Raw genomic sequence first — 608 nt, forward strand, 5'->3', positions numbered from 1 at the left:
CAGCTCCTGGCCGGGGCCGATCCGAAGACGGCGTTCGAGTCCGACGGCTTACTGGACGCACTGAAGAAGGCCCTGGCCGAGCGTGCGCTCAACGCCGAGATGGACCACCATCTGGCGGGCGAGGAGGCCGGCAACACGCGCAACGGCTATGGTCGCAAGACGGTCACGACCGAGACCGGTCGGATCGAGCTTGCGATCCCGCGTGACCGACAGGCGACATTCGATCCGCAGCTGATCGCTCGCTATCAGCGCCGTTTCCCCGGCTTCGACGACAAAATCGTGTCGATGTACGCCCGCGGCATGAGCACCCGGGAGATCGTCGGGCACCTGCGCGAGCTCTACGGGATCGAGGTCTCGCCCGACCTGATCAGCGCAGTGACCGACGCGGTGCTGGAGGAGGTCGCCGCCTGGCAGGCCCGGCCGCTGGAGCCGGTCTATCCGATCGTGTTCTTCGACGCCCTGCGGATCAAGGTGCGCGATGAGGGTGTGGTCCGGAACAAGGCGGTCCATATCGCGCTCGGCGTGCGCGCCGACGGATCCAAGGAGATCCTCGGCCTGTGGCTGGAGCAGAACGAAGGCGCCAAGTTCTGGTTGCGGGTCATGAACGA

Annotated in this window: 1 protein-coding gene; it reads left to right on the plus strand. The window is 66.3% G+C overall.

The features are described from left to right. A partial coding sequence (locus FV242_RS34120) for an IS256 family transposase (protein WP_210249003.1) occupies positions 1-608 on the plus strand: 608 nt, incomplete at both ends.

It is taken from the genome of Methylobacterium sp. WL64, from assembly GCF_008039945.1.
GTDB lineage: Bacteria > Pseudomonadota > Alphaproteobacteria > Rhizobiales > Beijerinckiaceae > Methylobacterium.